Below are 19143 nucleotides of genomic sequence, written 5' to 3'. Positions count from 1 at the left end.
GCCGCAATATCATTCGCATAGGTTGAATTGGTGATTCTTGCAGAATTTTTCTGCAGCTGCGAAAAAGGTAGTGCGGGGCTCGAAACTGAAATTTGAAAATGATTATTACATTTCATTGTGATGGCCAGACGCAGCGCCTGCGGAGAAGTGTGTCAGGCTGCCGATTCACGGGTGTGTGGAGGTCTTCCGAAACAGTCAGAAGTGGTAATCAGGATCTTTAAAGAAAAATTTACGGGCGGGCAGTTGCGTGGGGAAATCGATTGATCTAAGTTTTTCCGGCAACGTTTCAGTGAGGGAGGAGAACTCATGAAAATTCGTATGATGGCGGCCGTGCTTGCCGCTTCCGCTGTGCTTCCGATTAGCGCCAACGCCACGGATCTTGAAGTCACGCATTGGTGGACATCCGGCGGCGAGTCCGCGGCTGTCGCCGAGCTGGCCAAGGCATTCGACGCCACCGGCAACCATTGGGTCGACGGCGCCATCGCCGGTTCCGGCGGCACCGCTCGTCCGATCATGATCAGCCGCATCACCGGCGGCGATCCGATGGGCGCCACCCAATTCAACCATGGCCGCCAGGCCGAGGAACTTGTCCAGGCCGGCCTGATGCGCGATCTAACCGACGTGGCGACCGCTGAGCACTGGAAGGACATTATTCGCCCATCGAGCCTGCTCGATTCCTGCACGATCGACGGCAAGATCTACTGCGCTCCGGTCAACATCCACTCCTGGCAGTGGCTGTGGCTTTCGAATGCCGCCTTCAAGAAGGCCGGGGTCGAGGTTCCGAAGAACTGGGACGAGTTCGTCGCCGCCGCTCCGGCTCTCGAAAAGGCGGGCATCCTTCCGCTCGCCGTCGGCGGCCAGCCGTGGCAGGCCGCAGGCGCCTTCGACGTTCTGATGGTCGCGATCGCCGGCAAGGATACCTTCAACAAGGTCTTCAAGGACAAGGACGCGGAAGCTGCCGCGGGTCCTGAAATCGCCAAGGTCTTCAAGGCTGCCGACGATGCGCGGCGCATGTCCAAGGGCACCAATGTCCAGGATTGGAACCAGGCGACCAACCTCGTCATCACAGGGAAGGCGGGCGGCCAGATCATGGGCGACTGGGCGCAGGGCGAATTCGCGCTCGCCGGTCAGAAGGCCGGCACCGATTATACCTGCCTGCCAGGCCTCGGCGTGAACGAGATCATCTCGACCGGCGGCGACGCCTTCTACTTCCCGCTCCTGAAGGACGAGGAAAAATCCAAGGCACAGGCCGTGCTTGCCAAGACCCTGCTCGATCCCAAGACCCAGGTTGCCTTCAACTTGAAGAAGGGCTCGCTGCCGGTTCGCGGCGACGTCGATCTCGGAGCCGCCAACGACTGCATGAAGAAGGGTCTCGATATCCTGGCGAAGGGCAACGTGATCCAAGGCACCGACCAGCTGCTTTCGGCCGATAGCCAGAAGCAGAAGGAGGATCTCTTCTCCGAATTCTTCGCCAACCCGTCGATGACGCCGGAAGACGCTCAGAAGCGTTTCGCCGAAATCATCGCTTCGGCTGACTGATCGGCAGGTTCGCTGCCTTTGGGATCCGGCTCGATGCGAGCCGGATCCTCTCCGGACGATCGGTCCGGCTGGCGGCGTGTCTCCGGCATTCCCTGGGAAACCGGGGCAGAGATGGCAGGCGGCGATGCCGTTCTGTCACGGTCGCAGCTGCGATTTGAGGAGAAGTGTTCATGACGGGTCAAGCGCAAGCCGGCCGGCCAATCAAGTTACTGCGCAATCTGAATGCCAAGATTGCATCCATCCCGATGATCCTGACAGCGTTGGTGATCTTTGTCGGCGGTACGTTCTGGACGGTCTTTTATTCCTTCACCAATTCCAAGCTCCTGCCGCGGTTGAGCTTCGTCGGCTTCGACCAGTATCACCGTCTCTGGGCGGCACCCCGCTGGGTTACTGCGATCGAAAATCTGGCGCTCTATGGTGTGCTCTCGCTGATCTTCAGCCTGGTCATCGGATTTGTGCTCGCCGCACTCATGGATCAGAAGATCCGTTTCGAGAACACTTTTCGCACCATCTTTCTCTACCCCTTCGCGCTGTCCTTCATCGTGACCGGTCTCGTTTGGCAGTGGGTGCTGAACCCGGATTTTGGCGTCCAGTCGGTGGTGCGTTCGCTCGGCTGGACAAGCTTCACCTTCAATCCGCTCTATACGCCCGAAATCGTCATCTACGGGATTCTGATCGCGGCGCTTTGGCAGGGAACGGGCCTCGTCATGTGCCTGATGCTTGCCGGTCTGCGCGGCATCGACGAGGATATCTGGAAAGCGGCCCGCGTGGACGGCATCCCGATGTGGAAGACCTACCTGCTCGTCGTCATTCCGATGATGCGGCCCGTGTTCATCACGACGATCGTCATCATCGCTTCCGGCATCGTCAAGGTCTACGACCTCGTGGTGGCGCAGACTTCGGGCGGTCCCGGCATCTCCTCGGAAGTGCCGGCCAAATACGTCTACGATTACATGTTCCAGGCACAGAATCTGGGTCAGGGCTTCGCCGCGTCGACGATGATGCTGGTCACAGTCGCGATCATCATCGTTCCGTGGGCCTATCTGGAGTTCGGAGGAGGGCGCAAGCGTGGCTGATATCGAAACTCTCAACACCACGGCTGCCGGCCTCGACGCCGTCTCACAGAGGCTCGGCGACGGTCCGAGCGGTCCGAAGCCGCGCCCGACGCTGTCAGCGCGCAACATCATGCTCTATGGAACGCTGACGGTTGCAGCGCTCTATTATCTGCTGCCGCTCTATGTGATGGTGGTGACTTCACTGAAGGGCATGCCGGAAATCCGTCTCGGTAACATCTTCTCGCCGCCGATGGAGATCACATTCGAACCCTGGGTCAAGGCCTGGGCGGAGGCCTGCACGGGCCTGAACTGCGATGGCCTGTCGCGCGGTTTCTGGAATTCGGTGCGCATCACGGTGCCGTCGGTGATCATCTCGATCGCCATCGCCTCGGTGAACGGCTATGCGCTGGCAAACTGGCGGTTCAAAGGTTCCGAGCTGTTCTTCTCGATCCTCATCATCGGGGCCTTCATTCCCTATCAGGTGATGATCTATCCGATCGTCATCATCCTGCGCGAAATCGGCATCTACGGCACGCTGACCGGCCTTGTCATCGTGCACTCGATCTTCGGCATGCCGATCCTGACGCTGCTCTTCCGCAACTACTTCGTGTCGCTGCCGGAGGAACTGTTCAAGGCAGCGCGCGTCGACGGGGCAGGCTTCTGGCAGATCTTCCTGAAGATCATGCTGCCGATGTCGCTGCCGATCTTCGTCGTCGCCATGATCCTGCAGGTCACAGGCATCTGGAACGACTTCCTGTTCGGTGTCGTCTTCACCCGGCCGGATACTTATCCGATGACCGTGCAACTCAACAACATCGTCAATTCCGTCCAGGGCGTGAAGGAATACAACGTCAACATGGCAGCGACGATCCTCACCGGCCTGGTGCCGCTGATCGTCTATTTCGTCTCCGGACGGCTTTTCGTTCGCGGCATCGCCGCCGGCGCAGTGAAGGGGTGATGATCACATGAACATGAATTCAACTGTCTCCAATTCGAGCGTCTCGATCAAAGATCTGTCGCTGAACTTCGGATCGGTCAGCGTGCTGAAGGATCTCAACCTCGACATTAATGACGGCGAATTCCTGGTGCTGCTCGGATCGTCGGGCTGCGGCAAGTCTACCTTGCTGAATTGCATCGCAGGCCTGCTCGATGCTTCGGAAGGCCAGATCTTCATCAAGGGCAAGAACGTCACCTGGGAAGAGCCGAAGGATCGCGGCATCGGCATGGTCTTCCAGTCCTATGCGCTCTATCCGCAGATGACCGTCGAGAAGAACCTCTCCTTCGGCCTTCGCGTCGCCAAGGTGCCGCAGGCCGAGATCGACAAACGCGTGGCGCGTGCGGCCGAGATCCTGCAGATCCAGCCGCTCCTGAAGCGCAAGCCGGCAGAGCTTTCCGGCGGTCAGCGCCAGCGCGTGGCGATCGGCCGGGCGCTGGTGCGCGATGTCGACGTTTTCCTGTTCGACGAACCGCTTTCCAACCTTGACGCCAAGCTGCGTTCAGAATTGCGTGTCGAAATCAAGCGCCTGCACCAGTCGCTGCAGAATACGATGATCTACGTGACGCATGACCAGATCGAGGCGCTGACGCTGGCTGATCGCATCGCCATCATGAAGAGCGGCATCATCCAGCAGCTCGACGATCCGACGACGATCTATAACCGGCCGCGCAATCTCTTCGTCGCCGGCTTCATCGGATCACCGTCGATGAATTTTCTACACGGCGAATTGATCAAATCAGGCGACGGCATCGCCTTTGCGGCGAACGGCGTCAACTTCTCGCTTGCCGCCTACGATGCCAACGAGGCGCTGCAGCCGGGCCGCAAGGTCGTGCTCGGCGTTCGCCCTGAACACATCAAGGTCAATGAGAATGCCGGCGGCGAAGAACATGACGCGACCGTCGATATCGAGGAGCCAATGGGTGCGGACAATCTTCTGTGGCTGAAACATGCCGGTCACACGATGTCGGTACGCGTCAATGGTGCCCGCCGTTTCAATGTCGGGGCGAAGGTGAAGCTGAGTTTCGACATGGCGCTGGCCTCGGTGTTCGATGCCGAGAGCGAGTTGCGGCTTTAGCGGAGGTTCTGCGGGTGGGGCCGGGGATGGCGCCGCCTGCTTGCTGTAGGGCTGTTTGTATGAATTCGACCGACGCTCCACCCAGGCCGGGGCGAGCTTGGCAACAGGCCAACTCCGCTCTCCGTCATCCTCGGGCTTGACCCGAGGATCCATGCCTGCCGCGGCTGGTGGATGCCGAGTGGATGCTCGGGTCAAGCCCGAGCATGACGGACGGGAAGGGGGCGCAATGACCGACAATTGCCGGACGGCGGCTATGCGCCGTCCATTTCAAGAACGTGAATCGGAAATGAAATCGTGACTCAACAACCGCCCCTCTCCAGCATCGACCTTTCCGGTTCGTGGCAGCTGACCTCCGTCGACGGCGAGATCAGGAGCGTGATCACGCTGCCGGGCGACGTGCATACGGCGCTTTATCGCGCAAGCCTGATCCCCGAACCTTATTTCGGCCGCAACGAGGAGAAGGTGCAGTGGGTCGCGGAGCGCGAATGGGCGGTCGAGCGCAGCTTTACGCTTCACGACGCCGAGGGCGACTGGTATCTCGACGTCGACTATCTCGACACGGTCGCCAGCATCTACGTCAACGGCTTCCTGGCCCTCGAAGCCGACAACAGCTTCCGCCGCTACCGGCCGGATGTCTCGAGCATGCTGAAATCGGGTGACAATGTCATCCGCATCGTCTTTGCCTCCAACCCCGCGGTCGGGGCCGAGCGGCAGAAAAAGCAGCCCTTCTACATTCCCTACAGCACCGGCAATTCGCCGATCCCAGACGGCAACATGCTCCGCAAGCCGCAATGCCATTTCGGCTGGGACTGGAACATCGCCATTGCGCCGTTCGGCCTCTACGGCACGGTCGCGCTGAAGAAGCTCGAAACGGCGCGCATCGAACATGTCGTCACCCGCCAGGTCCACAATAATGACGGCTCCGTCGATCTGACGGTCACCGCGAGCCTGTTTTCCAAGCATGCCGGCGTCGCCCAGATCTATTTCGAGTTCGACGGCGAGCGTGTGCGCCTCGACGTCGGCGTCAAAGGCGAGACTGATGTCAATTATCTCTTCCATATCGACGAGCCGCGGCTCTGGTGGCCTTCCGGCAGCGGCGAGCAGGCGCTCTACACGCTGTCGGTGGAATTGTCCGACGAGGTGGTGACCAGGCAAATCGGCCTTCGCACCATCGAGCTGATCACCACGCCGGATGCAGCAGGCGCGCGCTTCGCATTCAGGATCAACGGCCGGGAGATCTTCTGCCGCGGCGCCAACTGGATTCCGGCCGATGCGCTCTATTCGCTGTCCTCGCCCGAGAAGACGGAAGATCTGCTGCAATCGGCGAAAGCCGCCAACATGAACATGATCCGTGTCTGGGGCGGCGGCTTCTACGAGCAGGATCATTTCTACGATCTCTGCGACCGGCTCGGCCTGCTCGTCTGGCAGGACTTCATGTTCGCCTGCAACCTCTATCCCTCGGCAGAGGACTTCCTCGACAATGTCGCGATCGAGGTGGATTACCAGGTGCGCCGGCTCTCTTCGCATCCTTCGATCGCGCTGTGGTGCGGCGATAACGAGCTTGTCGGCGCGCTCACTTGGTTCGAGGAATCACGGAAGGACCGCGACCGCTACCTCGTCTCCTACGACCGCCTCAACCGGACGATCGAGCAGGCGGTGAAGAAGGCGCTGCCCGGTGCGCTGTGGTGGCCTTCGAGCCCGGCTTCCGGCTATCTCGATTTCGGCGACGCCTGGCATGCGGACGGGGCCGGCGACATGCACTACTGGTCGGTCTGGCACGAGAACAAATCGTTCGACAATTACCGTACGGTGCGGCCGCGCTTCTGCTCGGAATTCGGCTTCCAGTCCTATACCTCCCTGCCAGTCATCAGGACCTATGCCGAGGAGAAGGATATGAATATTGCTTCTCCCGTCATGGAGCTGCACCAGAAGAATGCCGGCGGCAACGAGCGCATCGCCGGCACGATGTTCCGTTATTTCCGCTTCCCCAAGGATTTCCCGAACTTCGTCTATCTCTCGCAGATTCAGCAGGGCCTGGCGATCAAGACGGCGGTGGAATACTGGCGGTCGCTGAAACCCCATTGCATGGGCACGATCTACTGGCAGCTCAATGACACCTGGCCGGTCGCTTCCTGGTCGAGCCTCGATTATGGCGGGCGCTGGAAGGCGATGCATTATCTCGTAAAGCGCTTCTTCCAGCCGGTGGCAGTCGCGGCGATTCCTTCCGAGGACGGCAAGACGATCCGTTTCTCGCTGGTCAACGACACGCTTGCCGATGTCAGTGTCGATCTTTCAATTTCTGTTCTGACGATGAACGGCGAGCGCAAGCACCTGAAAGATGTGCAGGCGGTCTGCTCGCCGGATGCGGCGGTGACGGCTGCGACCATCGACGTCGCTGAGATCGGCGAGGGAACGCTGCTCGCCTGGCAATTCACAGCCTCAAACGGCATGGGCGGCGAGGGGCATTATGTCAACGGCACCTATAAGGCGCTGGAGCTCGAGCCCGCGGGGCTGACGGTCACCCATGAATATGTCGAGGCGAGCGGCGCCGTCGACATCAACGTCACCGCGAAGGGACTTGCGCTCTTCGTGATGATCGAGAGCGAGACGGACGGTAAATATTCCGACAACGCCTTCGATCTCGCGGCCGGCGAAAGCCGCCGCATCACCTTCACCCCCGCACATCAGCTCGAACGCGGCAAGCTGCCGGACTTCCGGTTCTACGACCTGCATTCCTGCCAATCAGCGGATTGATCTTCCCAAGCATGGGCACGAGGCCCAAGGAGAACATGATGACGAAACTAAGCTACCAGCTCTATAGCGCGCGCAACTTCCAGCCCTATTCGGCGATTTTCGAGAAGCTCGGCAAGGCGGGCTATGGGGAAGTCGAGGGCTTCGGCGGCATCTATGCCGATCTCGACGATGCCGGCCTGAAGAGCCTTCGCGCCGAGCTCGACAAGAACGGGCTGGTGATGGCGAGCGGCCATTTCAGCCCCGATTTCCTGGAGAAGGAAGTTCAGAGATCGCTGAACATCGCCAAGATCCTCGGAATGGATTCGATCTATGCGCCGCATCTGGCGGCTGACCAGCGCCCTTCCGACGCCGCCGGCTGGATTGCCTTCGGCAAGCGCCTGCAGGAGATGAGCAAGCCTTACAAGGACGCCGGCTACGAGTTCGGTTGGCACAACCATGACTTCGAATTCGTCAAGCTGGCCGACGGCTCGCTGCCGATCGAGCGTATCTTCGAAGGCGCTCCCGGTATTTCCTGGGAAGCCGATATCGCCTGGGTCATCCGCGGTGACGCCGATCCCTTCGCCTGGATCGAGAAGCTCGGCTCACGCATCACTTCGGTCCACGTCAAGGATATCGCGCCGGCAGGCGAGGCGAAGGACGAGGACGGCTGGGCCGATGTCGGCCATGGTAAGGTTGAATGGGCCAAGCTGATAGCGGCGCTTCGCGGCACCAAGGCCAAGCACTTCGTCGTCGAACATGACAATCCCAAAGACATCGACCGCAACATCAGCCGTTCGATCGCATCCTTCAAGACTTATTGAGGCACATCATGACCAGGGAACTTGGCGTCGGCATCATCGGATGCGGCAACATCTCCACCACCTATTTCTCGCTCGCACCGCTCTTCAAGGGGCTGAAGGTGCTGGCCTGCGCCGATATCAACCTGCAGGCGGCCGAGGCCCGCGCCAAGGAATATGGCGTGAAGGCACAGACGATCGACGCGCTGCTCGCCAATGACGAGATCGACGTCGTCGTCAACCTGACCATTCCGGATGCGCATTTTCCGGTATCGAAGGCAATCCTGGAGGCCGGCAAGCACGTCTATTCGGAAAAGCCGCTGGTGCTTACGCTGGAGCAGGGAGAGGAGCTTCGCCGCATCGCCAAAGCGAAAAACCTTGCCATCGGCTGCGCGCCGGACACCTTCCTCGGCGGCGCCCACCAGCTCGCCCGCAAGTTCATCGACGATGGCGGCATCGGCCGGGTCACCTCCGGCGCTTGCTATGTCATGAGCCCCGGCATGGAAATGTGGCATCCGAACCCGGACTTCTTCTTCCTGCCGGGCGGCGGCCCGATCCTCGATCTCGGCCCCTATTACATTGCCAACCTGATCAACCTGATCGGGCCGGTGAAGCGCGTCGGCGCCATGACCTCGATGGCATCGGAAACCCGTACGATCACCAGCCAGCCGCGCCATGGCGAGATCATCCCGGTCAAGACGCCGACGACGATCCTGGCGCTGCTCGAATTCGTCAACGGTGCGACGGTGACGCTGTCGGCAAGCTGGGATGTGTGGTCGCATCGTCATGCCAACATGGAGCTCTACGGCACCGACGGCTCGCTCTACGTACCGGACCCGAACTTCTTCGGCGGCACCGTCGAGGCAAGCGGCCGCGACAAGGACATCAAGCCGCTGGAAGACTGGGAACATCCCTTCGGCAAGATCAACCAGGAAAGCCCTAGCGGCTCGCGCGCCAACTACCGCACCGCCGGCCTCGCCGACATGGCGATGGCGCTGATCGATGGCCGCGATGCGCGCTGCTCGCTCGACCGCACGCTGCACGGTGTCGACGTGATGACCTCGATCCTGAAATCAGGCGAGGAGGGTCGTTTCATTGACCTCACCACGACTTGCACCCAGCCGGCTGCGCTCGGCATCGAAGAGGCGCACGCGCTGTTGAAATGATACGATGGCGTTAGAATCATTGTGCTGAGGATTACCCCTCACCCTAACCCTCTCCCGGTAAAAACGGGAGAGGGGACGGGCCAATGCAGCGTCGAGATTTAAGGGGCGGGTGCGGCATACCCCTTCGCCCGTTTACGGGGAGAAGGTGGCGGCAGCCGGATGAGGGCAGCTCCTGCGCCAGGCACTGGCGGGACGTCAATAGAGATATTTTAGCAAGGAGAGTCTCATGAGCTGGCGACCAGCCGCAGACCGTTATTCGAAGATGAAATATAACCGCACGGGCCGTTCCGGCCTGAAGCTGCCGGCTATTTCCCTCGGCCTCTGGCACAATTTCGGCGGCGACACGCCACACGATCGCAAGATCGATATGTGCCGCACGGCTTTCGACCTCGGCATCACCCATTTCGACCTCGCCAACAATTACGGCCCGCCTCCCGGCAGCGCCGAAAAAGCCTTCGGTGAGATCCTGCGCACCGAATTTTCCGGGCTCCGCGATGAGCTGATCATCTCCTCCAAGGCCGGCTACGACATGTGGCCGGGCCCTTACGGCGAATGGGGCAGCCGCAAATATCTGGTCGCTTCCTGCGACCAGAGCCTGAAGCGCATGGGCCTTGACTACGTCGACATCTTTTATTCCCACCGTTTCGACCCGGACACACCGCTGGAGGAAACCTGCGGCGCACTCGACCATATCGTCCGCTCCGGCCGGGCGCTCTATGTCGGCATCTCCTCCTATAATTCGCAGCGCACCCGCGAAGCAGCCGCCATCCTCAAGGACCTCGGCACGCCCTGCCTGATCCATCAGCCGAGCTATTCAATGCTCAACCGCTGGGTCGAGGACGACAGGCTGCTCGATACGCTCGATGAAATCGGCATGGGTTCGATCGTGTTCTCGCCACTCGCCCAGGGCATGCTGACGACGAAGTATCTCGGCGGTATTCCAGCCGACAGCCGGGCGGCGCAGAATCATTTCCTGAAGCGCGATTTCATCCGTCCCTCGATCATCGACAATATCAGGAAGCTCAACGAGATTGCCGAACGACGTGGCCAGAGCCTGGCGCAGATGGCGATTGCCTGGGTCCTGCGCGGCGGGCGGGTGACCTCGGCGCTGATCGGCGCCAGCCGGTCTTCGCAGATCGTGGATTGCGTCAAGGCGCTGGACAATATCGAATTTTCGGCTGAGGAGCTGAAGGAGATCGATGTCTATGCCAAGGAGGCCGATATCAATCTCTGGGCGAAGTCGGCGGAGCGGGGATAGGAGAGAGGTGGAAGTGCTGCTTGCTCCCCCTTCTCCCCGCTGCGGAGAAGGGGAGGCGACGTAACCGCTCCCATTTTGATGTACGTACCTCAACTATAATCTCGGAGGAGCCGCCATGATCCGCAATCCTGTCCTGCCCGGGTTCAATCCCGATCCCTCGATCTGCCGCGTCGGTGACGATTATTACATCGCGACCTCGACTTTCGAATGGTATCCGGGCGTGCAGATCCACCATTCGACGGACCTGGTGAACTGGACGCTGGTGCGCCGGCCGCTGGAGCGCGCCTCGCAGCTCGACATGCGCGGCAATCCCGATAGCTGCGGCATCTGGGCACCCTGCCTTTCCTATGCCGATGGGCAGTTCTGGCTTGTTTATACCGACGTCAAGCGCTTCGACGGCAATTTCAAGGATGCGCACAACTACATCGTGACGTCACCTTCGATCGAGGGCGACTGGTCCGAGCCGGTCTATGTGAATTCCTCCGGCTTCGATCCCTCGCTCTTCCATGACGATGACGGGCGCAAATGGTTCGTCAACATGCAGTGGAACCACCGAACCCAAAGCTTCGGCGGCTCGCCGAAATCGCCCGCCTTCGACGGCATCTTGCTGCAGGAATGGGATCCGGCGGCGAAGGCGCTGAAAGGTCCGATCCGCAACATCTTCGCCGGCAGCCCGCTCGGCCTGGTCGAAGGGCCGCATCTCTTCAAGAAGAACGGCTGGTATTATCTGACGACCGCCGAGGGCGGTACCGGCTATGACCACGCCGTCACTATGGCACGTTCGCGCGGCATCGACGGGCCCTATGAGATGCATCCGAACATGCATCTGATCACCTCGAAGGATCATCCGGGGGCGGTGCTGCAGCGGGCGGGGCACGGCCAATATGTCGAGACGCCGGACGGCGAAGCCTATCACACCCATCTCTGCGGCCGGCCGCTGCCGCCGAAACGGCGATGCACGCTGGGGCGCGAAACAAGCCTGCAGAAATGCGTCTGGCGCGACGATGATTGGCTCTATCTGGAAAGCGGTACCTGCGTGCCCGATGTCGATGTGCCGGGTCTCGTCGGCGCAGTGCCGGTGGAGAAGCCGATGCGCAGCGAGTACAGTTTCGATGGGGGCAAGTTGCCGGCCGATTTCCAGTGGCTACGCACGCCCGAACCCCAGCGCATCTTCAATCTGACGGACCGTCCCGGCCATTTGCGGCTGATCGGTCGCGAAAGCATCGGCTCCTGGTTCGAGCAGTCGCTCGTCGCGCGCCGGCAGGAGCATCATAGTTTCCGCGCCGAGACCGTGATCGAATTTTCGCCTGACACCTATCAGCAGGTCGCGGGGCTGACGCATTACTACAACCGCCACAAGTTCCATGCGATTGCCGTGACGCTGCACGAAACGCTCGGCCGCTGCGTCACCATCCTCTCCTGCAACGGCGACTACCCGAACGGCCGGCTCAGCTTTCCCGCCGAAAGCGGTGTAGCGATCCCGGCCGAGGGCCGTGTCCAGCTTGCGATGGAAATCCGCGAAAATGACCTGCAATTCTTCTGGCAGACGGAAGGCAAGGGCGCATGGCAACGGATCGGGCCTCTCCTGGACGCCGGCGTGATTTCCGACGAGGGCGGGCGCGGCGAACACGGCTCCTTCACCGGCGCCTTTGCCGGCGTGTTTGCCTTCGATACGTCGGGGCGTGGGAAGACGGCGGATTTTGATTGGTTCAATTATGATGAATTGTGAGGGGCTTCCCAACCCTCTCGTCCTACGGGCCTCCGGCTTTGGCCTCCGCGCCTCAGGATGGGCTGATCGGTTTACCCTGCGTCTGGAACGCCATGCGAGGTCGTCGGTCATCGGTGTCTTTCTGGTGCGTTCCCTGAGTGAGCCGCGGCTTCTCTCCGATCTTATCCTGAAGCACCCCGCCGGCTTTCCGTTTGCCCTCCTAAAAAGAAAGCCGGCGCAGAGGCCGGCTGAGACGAACGCGGCTCGACAGGGGAGACTGGCCGGTCCTAGCACTTGGTAACTGACAATAAATTTCATTACATGCCGAGACAGCGGAAATGGGCGTAACGAGAACGCCGTAAGACGGCTCCGCAAAGGAATGGGCGGCGGGGCGGATGCCGGTGCTTGCCTCGGCTCTCTTATCGCGCATGAATATCACCGGAAGATGACATTCCAAATCGGCCATCACCTTTCTTTCCGTCGGAGGAATAGCCGTCGAGATAGGTGTTTCGATCATGTCACCCATGGGTGACTCTGTGCTGTTAGCGGCGGTGTTGGTGCTGTGTGAATGCACTGTTCACGTTCCCGAAGGATGTCAAAGCGTCGCGGACGAACTATATAGCGGCCCGAAATACTTCGATAATCCCAAGAGTTCCGCATGGCTCCCATTATTTCTGTTCAGAACCTGACGAAGACCTATGCCAATGGGTTCGAGGCCCTGAAGGGTATCAATCTGACTGTCGAGAAGGGCGAGATCCTGGCGCTGCTCGGGCCCAACGGCGCCGGCAAGACGACACTGATCTCGATCATCTGCGGTATCGCCAATCCAAGTGGAGGTCAGGTTCTCGTCGCCGGCCACGACGTCGTGAAGGATTTCCGAGCCACGCGCTCGATGATTGGCCTGGTGCCGCAGGAACTGACCACCGACCAGTTCGAGACGGTGTTCAATACAGTGAGCTTTTCCCGGGGGCTGCACGGCAAGAAGGCCAATCCCGCCCATATCGAAAAGGTGCTGCGGGCGCTGTCACTGTGGGACAAGAAGGACAATATGTTGCGCCAGCTCTCCGGCGGCATGAAGCGGCGGGTGCTGATTGCCAAGGCACTTTCCCACGAGCCGGATATTCTTTTCCTCGACGAGCCGACCGCCGGCGTCGACGTGACGCTGCGCAAGGACATGTGGCATGTCGTCGAAGAGCTTCGAGCCTCGGGCGTGACCATCATCCTGACGACGCATTACATCGAAGAGGCTGAGGAAATCGCTGATCGGGTGGGAGTCATCAATGGCGGCGAACTGCTGCTCGTCGAGGACAAAGCGGCGCTGATGGCCAAGCTCGGCCGCAAGCAGCTCATCCTCGATCTCACCGATCCGCTCGAACGATTGCCGGATTGCTTTGCCGGTAACGGGCTGACGCTGGAAGCAGACGGAAGCCGGCTGACCTATGATTTTGACGCCGACAATGAGCAGGAAAGCATTGCGACGTTGCTCACGCGGCTCGGCGAGAACAATATCCACTTCAAAGATCTCTCGACGCGGCAGAGTTCGCTCGAAGACATCTTCGTGGCGCTGGTGGGAGCGGCAAAATGAATGTCGAGGCAATCAAATCAATCTATTTCTTCGAAATGGCGCGCACACGCCGAACGCTGCTGCAGAGCGTCATCTCACCGGTGATTTCAACATCCCTTTATTTCATTGTCTTCGGCGCGGCTATCGGCTCGCGCATTCAGGAAGTGGAGGGTGTCTCCTACGGCGCCTTCATCACACCCGGCCTGATCATGCTGACACTGCTCGGCCAGTGTATCAGCAACGGTTCCTTCGGCATTTACTTCCCGAAATTCACCGGTACGATCTATGAGGTGCTGTCGGCGCCGGTGGCGATGACGGAAATCCTGCTCGGTTACGTCGGGGCGGCGGCGACCAAGGGGATGATCATCGGTGTCATTATCCTCTTGACCGCCAATCTTTTTGTCGACGTCAGGATCGAGCATCCCTTCATGATGATCCTGTTCTTTCTGCTGACAGCCGTCACCTTCAGTCTGTTCGGCTTCATGATCGGCATCTGGGCCGGCAATTTCGAGCAGTTGAACCTCATACCGATGCTGGTGGTGCCGCCGCTGACCTTCCTCGGCGGCAGCTTCTACTCGATCAACATGCTGCCACCCTTTTGGCAGGCAGTCAGCCACTTCAATCCGGTCCTCTATCTCGTCAGCGGATTCCGCTGGAGCTTCTACGGGATCGCCGATGTCAATCCGGCGACCAGTCTGTCGATGATCACGGTGTTCCTGGCGATCTGCCTCGGCACGCTCGGCTGGATCTTCAAGACCGGTTACCGGCTGCGCAACTGACGCTGATCGCGCGTGATCGGAAACTCCGATGACGCTATCGATTTCTTCCGTTTTTCTTCCGCAGCGGTCCGGGGCATCTGCTCTCTCATTCAAATGGAGATGCGAGATGACTGCTATCAGGATTGAAGGTGCGAAGGTGTTAATCGTCGGCGGCGGTTCCGGCATGGGTCTGGCGCTTGCCATGCGCCTGCTTGCCGAGGGAGCGTCCGTGACGATCGCGGGGCGCAGCCGGGAGAGGCTCGCGGCAGCCCGCCGCCACCTCGGTGACCATCCGAATCTTGCGACACGTGCCGTCGATATAACCCGGGAGGAGGAGGTCGCCGCGCTGTTTCAGGGCGGCGAACCGCTGGATCATATCGTTAGCACGGCGGCCGATATCGAAGGCGCCTATCAACTCCTGCCGTCGATCGAGCTTGTGGCGGCACAACGGGTGGTCGAAAGCAAGTTCTACGGACCGCTTTTGCTGGCGAAACATGGCGCCATCCGTCTGCCGCCGGCAGGATCCATTACCTATACCTCTGGAGTCGCCGCCTATCGACCGGCAGCGCGTGGCTCAGTGGTCGCAGCGGTCAATGCGGCGCTCGAGGGCCTGGTGAGAGCGCTTGCCCTCGAGTTGGCTCCCATCCGTATCAACGCCGTATCGCCCGGATGGGTCGATACGCCGATCTGGGGCTTTGTCGCCGGCGATGCCAAACAAGCGACGCTGGACGCGATGGCGGAGCGCCTACCGGCAGGCCGGGTAGGGCAGCCGGAGGATATTGCCGACGCAATCCGTTTTCTCATCGGCAACGGCTTTACGACAGGGACAATCCTGCATGTCGAGGGCGGACATCGGCTGGTCTGACCGGCGAGAGATGTTCCCTTGCTGACTCCAGGATAAGGGCGAGCGCCGGCGGCTGAACGCGCCGGCGCCGCCACCTCATCACCAGTGAAGCGGCTGGCGGTTTGCCAGGCCACGACAATTCGACGATATCGCTGTGCGCCGGAGACAGCCCGATCGCGAGGCGCGGGACAAGCCCATAGCCGGTGCCGGAGGCAACGAGGCGAATGATCGTCGCTATACTGTCTGCTTCCGTCGCAATGGGCGGCGGCGTCACGCCCGCTTCGGCAAAGGCATTATCGAACAGATGGCGATAGACGCAGCCGGCTTCGGTCGCGACAAAGTGGGCGGTGCTCAGTGCCGCCAGGTTCTCAAATGAGTATAGCTGCGCGTTGCGGCCCGCGATCAACACCAGCGGTTCGCTGCAGATATGGCGCGTCGCGAAGCGCTCGTCCTCATGGTCGCGATCGAAGGTGAAGGCGACGTCGATCGAGCCGTTCTGCAATTGCGCATGCAATTCACCACTGCCGCCAACCTTCAGTTTGAGGGCGAGGCCGGGGTTCTGCCGACGTAAGCTGGAGAGCCAGGGCGCCAGCCTTTCAGCGGCGATGGTTTCGAGCGTGCCCAATATGACTGATAGTTCGGCGTTGCCGGCGGCCGAGCGGACCGCGTCCTTCGCCTCGCCATTCAGCGCCAAGATCTCTTCCGCATAGGCCTTCAGAGCTGCCGCTGCCGGAGTGGGGACGACACCTTGCCGGGATCGAACAAAGAGCTCGGCGCCTAATTCCTCTTCCAACGCCTGTATCTGGTCACTGAGGCTCGATTGGGCGAGGTTGACTTCGGCAGCGGCGCGCGTGAGGTTTCCGTGGCGTATCACCGCAAGGAATGTCTTCAGTTGTCGTGGAGTCATGTCAGGTTTCCGGCATTGAGCAGGCGCAGGATATCAACAGAGAGGACCAGGCGGCAATGGACCCGCTTGGCGAAGAAGCGCCGCAATTTAAACACGAAAAATGTCGAGCGTTGCTGTCATCGGTCGCGGGGGCAAGGGGATGATCACCAGTAGCGTGTTTGCATACATCGCGATTGCCACGGTCCTCTGCCTGACCCCACAAGAAAGCCGGTCGCAGCTGGCCGCAGCGCCCGTCAAAGTTACTTATGCCGTGGTCATGGGGCAAAACGAGCCAATCTCTGAGGTAGCATGCGTTCCGGATGTTGCTTGTGACCTTGTCGACCATGCCGATCCCGCGGTCCATCTCACGATCATGGTGTATTCGGGCTTGAAGGGGGTGAACTGCGCATCTATTGCTGGTCTGATCCCTGTTCCTTCACGGGCTCGCGATCGCACATCGATTTTTCCGGCCGGCGAGTTGCCGCCGACAGCTTTTTAGGCGAGTCTGATTTCGGTATTGCGGTTCCGCTCGTTGTAAGGCAGCGACCTATTATCGGCGAAGTCCTTGTCTCCTATTGATTGTTTTATCTTGCGCATTTTCCCTCAGGCGCTGCTGACGAGCAGGGCGCCGGATAAAATGAGGAAGGTTCCAGCGGCGAGCTTGACCATGTTCAAATCAGAGGCCTCGCCGAGGAAGAGGGCGCCGATTGCCAGCGTCACCAGCACGTTGCAGCTCCAGATTGGCGCCAGTTTCGAGACAGGGACGCCGTAAGCGAAGAGCGCGAAGCTGATGAGGCCAGTGCCGAGGGCGAAGCAGGCGCCGGCGGTCGCGGCAAAACCGAGCCCCTCGATGCTCCAGGGAGCGGGGCGCCAGATCAGCGCGGCGACCAAGCCGGCGAGAGCACAGGCGGCGCCGAAGGCGATCAGATAGACGGCGGAGCCGGTGGCGGACATGGCGCTCTGCTTCTGGAAGATGGCGGTGATGCCCCAGAAAATGGCGGGCAGAATGCCGCCGATGACGATCGGCCAGAGTGAATTCATCGCGAGGACTCCTGTCGCACCCATAGGTCAAGCCTTCGCCTCAGGCGAAGGCCGATCGAACATGCGGGGTGCCACCAGACTAGGAGTTTCTTCTTGCTCTTTGTGGTCTTGTTGTTTTGCGGGTGAAGGTGACAGATCCGGCCCGTGCCGTAAAGCGGCATCGCGCCATTGGTCGCACGGGTTGGCTGGCTTGCATTTCCAACGGGCGGTGAAACCTCACGTTGACGGGGTGGAAATATTCGTCTAGCCATAGCGGCCATGAAGATCGCAATGGTTCTTGTCGTGGTGATAAAGCGCATGGGCAGGATGGTGTAACCATCCGGCGATCAGCCCAATGCGCTGTAGATCAAGCTCCTGACGGGGCTTTTTTTGTGCCCCGAATTTCGCCTCGCCTCGTCAGACTCTCCACAAATCTCGCTGACAAGACGGGCAGGACCATGACAGGCAATAATTCAGTTCAGACTTCCGGCAGCCGCCTGACCGAGAAAACGGTCACGACATCGACGGCGGCACCCCGACGCACGATCCTCCTGCTGCTGACGGCGCTTTCGGTATTGCCGGTCAACATATATCTGCCGGCGCTGCCAAACATCGCTGCCACGTTTCGGGCCGATTTCGCACTGGTCAATCTTTCGATTGCCGGCTATGCGATCATCAACGCCGTGACGGCAATTATCGCGGGGGCGATGTCGGATCGCTACGGACGCCGGCCAGTGGCGCTGATCGCCGTTTCGATTTTCGTGATCGCGTCGATCGGCTGCGCGCTCGCTCCCAATATCGGCATTTTCCTGTTGTTTCGCGTGATGCAGGCGTCGATCGCCGCCTGCTTCTGCGTTGCCCTCGTCGTTATCAAGGAGACGGCGGGTGACCGCCAGGCCGCCAATAGGATCGGCTACGTCGCCATGGGATGGGCCATCGCGCCGATGCTCGGTCCGAGCTTCGGCGGCGTTCTGGATGAAGCGTTTGGGTGGCGGGCGATCTTCGTCGCTCTGGCGCTGCTTGGCGCAGCCATCCTCGCCATCTCCATGCGCGAGTTGAAGGAAACGGCCGGACACGCCTCAGGACCGAAAGGCAATTACTTTGCTGCCTATCGGCAGCTTCTCAGCTCATCACGGTTCGGGGCGTATACGCTGTGCATGGCCTGCTCCACCGGCACTCTCTATATCTTCCTCGGCGGCGCATCCCTGGCCGCTGTTTCGTCGCTCGGCGGATCGAGCGCGAAACTGGGCTTCTTCATGGGAATGGTTCCCGCAGGGTTCATTCTCGGCAGCTATCTCGCTGCCCGATTGGCGGGAAAATCGCTCAGCACCACACTCGTCATTGCGCGCCTGTCGACGTGCATGGGCCTGCTGCTGGGACTGATCCTGTCGATCTCAGGCGTCACGCATGTCCTGGCGTTTTTCGGACCCTGCATGTTCATCGGCATCGGCAACGGTCTGACCTTTCCCGCCGCCAATCTGGGCGTGATGTCGGTTCGCGCAAATCTCGCGGGTACTGCTGCCGGACTTGCCGCCGCCATGTCGATCGCCGGCGCCGCGTTGATCGCTTCGATCGCCGGGCTGTTTCTTTCCGAGGCGGGCGCGGTTCCGACGCTGTTCGCAATGTTGCTGACATCGGCATCGCTTGCCTTGTCGGCAGCGCTTTTCGCAGCTTTAGTCGACCGGCGACGTGCAAGCCGTGTTCCTCATGGAGAGCCTGCCGAAAGCGGATCGGGAGGATAAT

General features: G+C 60.4%; 16 protein-coding genes. 14 read left to right on the top strand and 2 right to left on the bottom strand.

All coding sequences use genetic code 11. The annotated features are described in order from the left end of the window. Positions 1 to 306 precede the first annotated feature (306 nt). The 12 genes from RHE_RS12580 (at position 307) to RHE_RS12525 (ending at position 15515) form a co-directional block, all read left to right on the top strand. Positions 307 to 1539 carry an ABC transporter substrate-binding protein gene (locus RHE_RS12580; RefSeq protein ID WP_011425717.1) on the top strand — a complete coding sequence of 411 codons (1233 nt, stop codon included), beginning with the start codon at positions 307 to 309 and terminating at the stop codon, positions 1537 to 1539. Between the two features lie 170 nt (positions 1540 to 1709). Then, positions 1710 to 2615 (top strand): carbohydrate ABC transporter permease, encoded by a 906-nt coding sequence (locus tag RHE_RS12575; protein WP_011425716.1) that lies wholly within the window; start codon positions 1710 to 1712, stop codon positions 2613 to 2615. Further along, positions 2608 to 3552, top strand: a complete 945-nt coding sequence (locus tag RHE_RS12570) for a carbohydrate ABC transporter permease (protein ID WP_020921516.1) — start codon at positions 2608 to 2610, stop codon at positions 3550 to 3552. Before RHE_RS12575 ends, RHE_RS12570 begins: the two co-directional genes overlap by 8 nt. A gap of 7 nt (positions 3553 to 3559) precedes the next feature. After that, positions 3560 to 4666: an ABC transporter ATP-binding protein gene (locus RHE_RS12565; RefSeq protein ID WP_011425714.1), complete on the top strand. Its 1107-nt coding sequence runs from the start codon at positions 3560 to 3562 to the stop codon at positions 4664 to 4666. A gap of 294 nt (positions 4667 to 4960) precedes the next feature. After that, on the top strand, positions 4961 to 7420 hold the full coding sequence (locus tag RHE_RS12560) for a beta-mannosidase (protein ID WP_011425713.1): 2460 nt from the start codon (positions 4961 to 4963) through the stop codon (positions 7418 to 7420). 38 nt (positions 7421 to 7458) lie between these two features. After that, the gene (locus RHE_RS12555) at positions 7459 to 8220 is read left to right on the top strand and encodes a sugar phosphate isomerase/epimerase family protein (RefSeq protein ID WP_011425712.1); all 762 of its coding nucleotides are present in this window, start codon (positions 7459 to 7461) and stop codon (positions 8218 to 8220) included. An 8-nt stretch (positions 8221 to 8228) separates the two neighbouring features. Next, the gene (locus tag RHE_RS12550; RefSeq protein ID WP_011425711.1) at positions 8229 to 9362 is read left to right on the top strand and encodes a Gfo/Idh/MocA family protein; all 1134 of its coding nucleotides are present in this window, start codon (positions 8229 to 8231) and stop codon (positions 9360 to 9362) included. A gap of 226 nt (positions 9363 to 9588) precedes the next feature. Then, a complete protein-coding gene (gene mgrA / locus RHE_RS12545; protein ID WP_011425710.1) occupies positions 9589 to 10620 on the top strand; it encodes an L-glyceraldehyde 3-phosphate reductase in 1032 nt (343 codons plus the stop codon). Between the two features lie 115 nt (positions 10621 to 10735). Then, positions 10736 to 12349: a glycoside hydrolase family 43 protein gene (locus tag RHE_RS12540; protein WP_011425709.1), complete on the top strand. Its 1614-nt coding sequence runs from the start codon at positions 10736 to 10738 to the stop codon at positions 12347 to 12349. Between the two features lie 637 nt (positions 12350 to 12986). Next, complete coding sequence (locus RHE_RS12535; RefSeq protein ID WP_011425708.1) at positions 12987 to 13913, top strand: ABC transporter ATP-binding protein; 927 nt, start codon at positions 12987 to 12989, stop codon at positions 13911 to 13913. Then, entirely contained in the window at positions 13910 to 14671 is a 762-nt protein-coding gene (locus RHE_RS12530; RefSeq protein ID WP_011425707.1) for an ABC transporter permease, read from the top strand. The genes RHE_RS12535 and RHE_RS12530 overlap by 4 nt, the downstream gene beginning before the upstream one ends. Positions 14672 to 14777: 106 nt before the next feature. Next, entirely contained in the window at positions 14778 to 15515 is a 738-nt protein-coding gene (locus RHE_RS12525; RefSeq protein WP_011425706.1) for an SDR family oxidoreductase, read from the top strand. On the opposite strand, the gene RHE_RS12520 is transcribed toward RHE_RS12525, so the two are convergent. Beyond that, on the bottom strand, positions 15466 to 16401 hold the full coding sequence (locus RHE_RS12520) for a LysR family transcriptional regulator (RefSeq protein ID WP_011425705.1): 936 nt from the start codon (positions 16399 to 16401) through the stop codon (positions 15466 to 15468). The genes RHE_RS12525 and RHE_RS12520 overlap by 50 nt on opposite strands. Positions 16402 to 16540: 139 nt before the next feature. On the opposite strand from RHE_RS12520, the gene RHE_RS12515 reads away from it, so the two are divergent. After that, positions 16541 to 16879, top strand: a complete 339-nt coding sequence (locus tag RHE_RS12515; RefSeq protein ID WP_244425736.1) for a hypothetical protein — start codon at positions 16541 to 16543, stop codon at positions 16877 to 16879. Positions 16880 to 16983: 104 nt separating this feature from the next. On the opposite strand, the gene RHE_RS12510 is transcribed toward RHE_RS12515, so the two are convergent. Continuing rightward, the gene (locus tag RHE_RS12510) at positions 16984 to 17421 is read right to left on the bottom strand and encodes an EamA family transporter (RefSeq protein ID WP_011425704.1); all 438 of its coding nucleotides are present in this window, start codon (positions 17419 to 17421) and stop codon (positions 16984 to 16986) included. Between the two features lie 437 nt (positions 17422 to 17858). On the opposite strand from RHE_RS12510, the gene RHE_RS12505 reads away from it, so the two are divergent. Continuing rightward, positions 17859 to 19142, top strand: a complete 1284-nt coding sequence (locus tag RHE_RS12505; RefSeq protein ID WP_011425703.1) for an MFS transporter — start codon at positions 17859 to 17861, stop codon at positions 19140 to 19142. The last annotated feature ends 1 nt before the right edge of the window (position 19143 follow it).

The sequence above is a fragment of the Rhizobium etli CFN 42 genome, from assembly GCF_000092045.1.
Taxonomy (GTDB): Bacteria; Pseudomonadota; Alphaproteobacteria; order Rhizobiales; family Rhizobiaceae; genus Rhizobium; species Rhizobium etli.
Note: the sequence above shows the minus strand (reverse complement) of the source record. Positions and strands in the feature narration are given on the sequence as shown.